Source organism: Polaromonas sp. P1_F6 (assembly GCF_056405695.1).
In genome coordinates this window covers 1-5443 of the sequence record NZ_JBFUBQ010000018.1, presented here as the reverse complement: position 1 = coordinate 5443, position 5443 = coordinate 1, and the positions used below count along the sequence as shown (strand labels likewise).

At 62.1% G+C, this 5443-nt stretch carries 4 protein-coding genes; 2 read left to right on the top strand and 2 right to left on the bottom strand.

Translation table 11 applies throughout. The features are described 5' to 3' along the window. Nucleotides 1-357 precede the first annotated feature (357 nt). Both AC1DY9_RS23325 and AC1DY9_RS23320 read right to left on the bottom strand, forming a co-directional pair. Nucleotides 358-2226: a M48 family metallopeptidase gene (locus tag AC1DY9_RS23325; RefSeq protein ID WP_457282465.1), complete on the bottom strand. Its 1869-nt coding sequence runs from the start codon at nucleotides 2224-2226 to the stop codon at nucleotides 358-360. A gap of 102 nt (nucleotides 2227-2328) precedes the next feature. Next, nucleotides 2329-2967 (bottom strand): 5-formyltetrahydrofolate cyclo-ligase, encoded by a 639-nt coding sequence (locus tag AC1DY9_RS23320; protein WP_457282464.1) that lies wholly within the window; start codon nucleotides 2965-2967, stop codon nucleotides 2329-2331. Between the two features lie 9 nt (nucleotides 2968-2976). Between AC1DY9_RS23320 and AC1DY9_RS23315 the strand changes: the two genes are divergently transcribed. Together AC1DY9_RS23315 and AC1DY9_RS23310 are read left to right on the top strand one after the other, a co-directional pair. Then, on the top strand, nucleotides 2977-5106 hold the full coding sequence (locus tag AC1DY9_RS23315) for a lytic transglycosylase domain-containing protein (protein WP_477667798.1): 2130 nt from the start codon (nucleotides 2977-2979) through the stop codon (nucleotides 5104-5106). A 112-nt stretch (nucleotides 5107-5218) separates the two neighbouring features. After that, nucleotides 5219-5443, top strand: a 225-nt coding sequence (locus AC1DY9_RS23310; protein WP_477667797.1) for a hypothetical protein, incomplete at its 3' end; no start/stop codon positions are given.

Here is a 5443-nt window from a genome sequence, read left to right as displayed (position 1 = left end):
GAGTTGGCATTTGTCTTCAGTCCCCGCTCCCGATTGCCCCTTCTGTCTGCGCCGAGGAGCGCAGGTTCAGGCGGATCAGGGATCGCGATTGTCTGAGCGAAGCGAGTTCGAGCGAGACCCCGCCTGGACCGAGCACCGCAGGTTGCCCCGCAGCGAAGCGCAGGGGTCGCAGACAGCAGGGTCGCCTTTTGGTATTCGCATAACTTCGCTTTGCGAAGTGAGCGAATCCCCACTACGTGACCTTTGGTGACTTTCTTTTGGCGACGCAAAAGAAAGTTACTTGCCGCCGGGCAACCCCCGGCCAGCAACTCTTAGACGAGCGCGCAAAGGCCGGAGCAAGAACCGGCCGATAAAAGCCTACCCCGCCAGCTGCTTCCGCATCACCTCATGCCGGTGCCGGTAAGTCCCCAGCACCTCTTTGAACTGCTCCCGCTGCGCACTGATGCCGGGCAGTTTTACCTTGGTTGTCTTGGCACCCAACAGGCCTTTTTCAGTCAAGGTAACCGTGAGGACATCGCCGCCAAAACCGTTTTCATAGCCAAGGTTCTGGATGTCATCCCACGAGAGTTCATCGGGCTTGCCGGGCAGCTGCAGGCCGCTGTATGTCACACCGACAGAGAGAGTGCCCTTGAGCTGAAACAGCACAGGAGGAAAGTAGCGCAGCACCAGCGCCTGCTCCATGTCATTGTCCGGCCCATAGCGGTAAGCGAGGGTACGTTCATGGTCAGCGGCAAAACCCTGCTCGTAGGCCGACCACAGTCGTTGCTCAATCTGCGGCGCGGTCTGTATGTCGTCAGCCCAGTTGCGCGATGGTGGATCAGTCACGATGGCGCCGAAGGCGTCGGGCTTGACCAGGTGACGCACGTTTTTCATGCGATCCAGCATGGCCGGATGCGAATCAAACGGATGAGGCACGCTGGCTGTTCCCATGGCCTTCACGAATTTGGTAGAGGCGGCGTAGGGTGCCAGGCCCGAGGCCACAAACTGCGCAATGCCGAGTTGCTGGCCGTGCTGCCGGTCGTGCTCGAACAGTTCACGCTCGATTTCCGACCGGTAGCTCGCGTAGGCGGTAATCTTGATCAGCGATTCCACAATGGCCTGCGGCGAAACCAGCTTCGCGGCGGCGCGGTCGGCCTTGAATTCGCGCTCGCGGCTGTCACGCATCAGCGCGAACTCAAAGATCACCCGGTACAGGTACATCAGGTGATAGACCGCCACCGTCAGGCCGCCGCCACGCATCAGGCCGAGGTAGTGGTCGTACTGCACAAGCTTGGGCCCAAGCCGGGCGCTGCTGGCGGCATCGCCACCGCGAAAATGCGCGAGCTCATGGCCCAGCACGGCATCGGCCTGGGCGCGATCCAGCAGCCGCAGCAGCGGAAGGCTGACAAACAGCGTGCGGCCGGTGAGCGCCTGGCCGGCCACGGTGAGCGGCGCTTCGGTGACAAAAAAATTGGTGTCGATGCCCGCCACGATCTGTTTGGGCGGTGCGGTCTTCAGGCGTGCGGCCAGGGCGCGGGTGTTGGCCCACAGGCCCGGCGCGTCGCCATCGCTGACCAGTTCCCCGTCAATGGTGTTTGCCATGGCGGGGCGCCGCAGCAGTCCGGCAATGGCAAAGAACACCGCGACAGCCACCACAAAGCCGATCAGCGCGATCAGCTTGATGTAATACACGTGAAAGAAGAATGCCGTCACCCAAAAGGACAGCCAGACAAGCATGGTGCCCTGCACCAGCATTTGCGCCGCGCTGGCCAGGCTCAGCAGGCGCCAGCCGGTCACAAAACTCAGGTATTGGGCCTTCCGGTTCCAGAAAGCCACGGCGCCCAGCAGTAGTTCCACCAGCAAGATGGCCACACCGCCGGCAATCGTCCATTTGGCGATGACATGCGCTGCGTAAAACTGCCAGACTTCGGAGAACGGCTCGCAGAACATGTCCCTGTCCTGCACGAGGTCGGCGTTGGCGTCGGCGCATATACGGGAGACCGGGTTGTCACGGTAAAACTTCTTGGTTTGCGCCTTGCTTTCGGCGGACATGCTCGAGTCCTGGTCGACCTGCCGCTCTATCGACTGGATGATGGTGCGGTCGAGTTGCTGCTGTGCATGCCTGGCAAACAACAGGGTTGAACCCGGAACCAGAAACAGCGTCACCAGCGCGAGGGCCAGAACTTTCAGCAGGTCCTTCCTGATCCTGCTGCTGACCGTATTGCTGTCTTCTCCACTGCCTGCCATGCTCCGCTCCCTGTTTTTTTAGTCATTAACCGCTTTGCTCGAGTGGCTAATATACCGGCCCTTCTCACCCGCGAAGCCGGGAGGCTGTCGGGCGCCTGACGGTCACACCGGCCAGACCACGCCCTTGTCGTTCAGGATGGCATCGAGCGGAATGTCGTGCGGCTCGGGCTCCATGTCGGGCAGCCAGCCCTGGGTATAGCCCAGGCCCACTGTGAAGGGCCGTGGCTGCAGCGTGGCCAGCGTGCGGTCGTAAAAGCCCCCGCCATAGCCCAGCCGATAGCCCCCGGGCCCGTAACCTACGCAGGGCACGAACAGCAGGGTGGGAATAATCACCTCTGTATCTTTTGGTTTCGGAATGCCGTAGGCGTCTTCTTCCATGGGGCAGCCCGGGTACCAGGCATGGAAAGTCAATGTCTTGTGCAGCTTGTTGACCACCGGCAGACCGATCTTGCGCGGCGATCGCGCTGCTATGCTTTCAGTAGCTAGTTGCGCACGTTCCACTTGGTCCAGCGCCGGATTTGATGACGAATCCTGGCTCAAAATGGCATCTTCCTGCCAGCGGTACAGCGCAGGCAGCGGATCGAACTCGCCCTTGATGGGCCAATACGCACCAATCACCTCGTGCGTGGAACCTACCAGCCAGATGCGCATCACACGCTGCAGCAGGTCAGCCCGCACCAGGCGGTCAGGCATGTTCAGTCGCGCTTCCACCAGCGCCTTGCGTGTGCTTAATTTGTCCATAATGTCCCGATGCTATACAAATTTCTTAACGGCCCGGTACGTGCGGCCGCCCTGCCTGCCATTTTTTCCGCAATTGCCTCCCTGACGCTGCTCGTCCCTGCAACCGCCCAAACCACCCTTCCCGCAAGCGCCAGTGCAGCTGACAACGTGATTGTGGAGATGAACAAGGCTTTCAAACGCGGCGACAAGGGCCGGCTGGCACAACTGCTGCCCCAGGCCCGGGGCCATGCGCTCGAACCCTGGGCCGCCTACTGGGAGCTCAAAGCCCGCCTGGGCGAAGCCAGCGCACAAGAGATGCAGGACTTTTTCGGACGCTACGCCGGCACCTACCAGGAAGACCGCCTGCGCAATGACTGGCTGCTGCTGCTGGGCCAGCGCCGCGACTGGGCCGGCTTTGCCGCTGAATACCCTAACTACCGTATGAACGACGACAAGGAGGTGCGTTGCTACGCGCTGCTGGTCGAACACCTCAAAAATCCGGCGGCTGATGCGCGCCTGGCCGACGAAGTGAAAAAGAACTGGTACGCACAGCGCGAGGCAGACGACGGCTGCAACTCGGCCGCCGAGCGGCTGGTTGGCACCAAAAACCTCGCAGCGCAGGACGCGTGGATCAAGGCCCGCCTGGCCACTGAAGCCAACCGGCCCCGGGCAGCGACAGGCGCCGTGCAGATCGTTGCCCCCGATGCCGTTGGCATGGTCAATGAACTGAACGCCAGCCCCATCAGGTTCCTGGCGGGCAAACACCTCGCGCTCAGCAAGGCGCGGCGCGAAATCGTCACGCTGGCGCTGATCAAGATGGCGATCAGCGACACGGACGGAGCGGCATCCCAGATGGAAAACAAATGGGGCATGCAGCTGAACACGGAAGAGCGCAACTGGGTCTGGGGCGTGATCGGCAGGCAGGCCGCCACACGCCTGGGCGCCACACCGGCCGGTGACGCACTGCAATACTTTGCCAAGGTCACCAAGGACACCGACCTCACCGACGACATGCTGGGCTGGAAAGTCCGGGCCGCATTGCGCGCGGGCACACAGCCCAACTGGACGCTGGTGCTGGCAGCGGTCAACGCCATGAGCGACGACGCGCGCAAGGACCCCACCTGGAGCTACTGGAAAGCGCGTGCGCTGCTGGCCACCGCGCCGCCCGACGTGGCGCCCAAAGGCCCGATCGTCGTCGCGACCACACCCGGCGTGACGCAAACCATCAGCACCGGCATCACCATTGCGCCGCAGCGGGCCGAGGCCCTGGCCTTGCTGCAGTCCTTTGCATCGGCCCGTGGTTTTTACGAGCAGCTCGCGCTGGAAGAGCTGGACCAGAAGATCACGGTGCCGGCCAGGCCAGCGCCGCTGACGGCCGAGGAAAAAGAAACTGCACGGCTGAACCCGGGCTTGAACCGCGCCGCTTATGCCATCGCCATCGGCCTGCGCCCCGAAGGCACGCGCGAATGGAACTACAGCACCAACCTGCACAAGCGCGGCGGCATGGCTGACCGCGACCTGCTGGCAGCCGCCCAGTTCGCCTGCGACCGGCAGATCTGGGACCGCTGCATCAACACCAGTGAGCGCACCAAAGGCGAGATCGATTTCGAGCAACGCTTCCCGATGCCGTTTCGCGAAACGGTGACCAAACGCAGCCAGTCCATCAACCTGGACCCGGCCTATGTGTATGGCCTGATCCGCCAGGAAAGCCGCTTCATCATGGACGCCCGCTCCGGCGTGGGCGCTTCCGGCCTGATGCAGGTCATGCCGGCGACGGCACGCTGGACCGCCAAAAAAATCGGCCTGGAAGGTTTCACGCAAGAGCAGCTCAATGACCGCGACACCAACATCGCGATCGGCACGGCCTACCTCAAGTTCGCACTGGACGACTTCAACGGCTCCATGCCCATGGCCGCGGCCGCCTACAACGCCGGGCCCGGCCGTCCGCGCACCTGGCGCAACGGCCCGGTGCTGGACGCGGCGATCTGGGCCGAAAGCATTCCTTTCAGCGAGACGCGCGACTACGTGAAAAAAGTGCTGTCCAACACCACCAACTACGCGGCCATCCTGACGGGGCGGCCGCAGTCGCTGAAAGCCCGGCTTAGCACCGTGGGGCCGAGGGATGCGGCGCAGCCGGAACCTTATAAAGATTTGCCTTGAAGTCCTTTAGGGACGGGCGCAAGCAGCTATTGAATTAATAGCGGTTTTTAGGATCGTCATTGATTTGACGGCGCGCTCTTTGCTGAGTGTTGCTGGCCGGGGGTTGCCCGGCATGCAAGTAACTTTCTTTTGCTTCGCCAAAAGAAAGTCACCAAAGAAAAGGCGACCCTGGTTCCTGCGTCACTACGCTGCGCTGCGGGCAGCCTGCGGTGCTCGGTCCAGCCGGGGTCAAAAACAACTCGCTTCGCTCAAACAAGTTTTTGCCCTGATCCGTCTGGCCCTGCGCTCCTCGGCGCATCCACAAGGGCCAATCGGGAGCGGGGACAAAAATACAAAA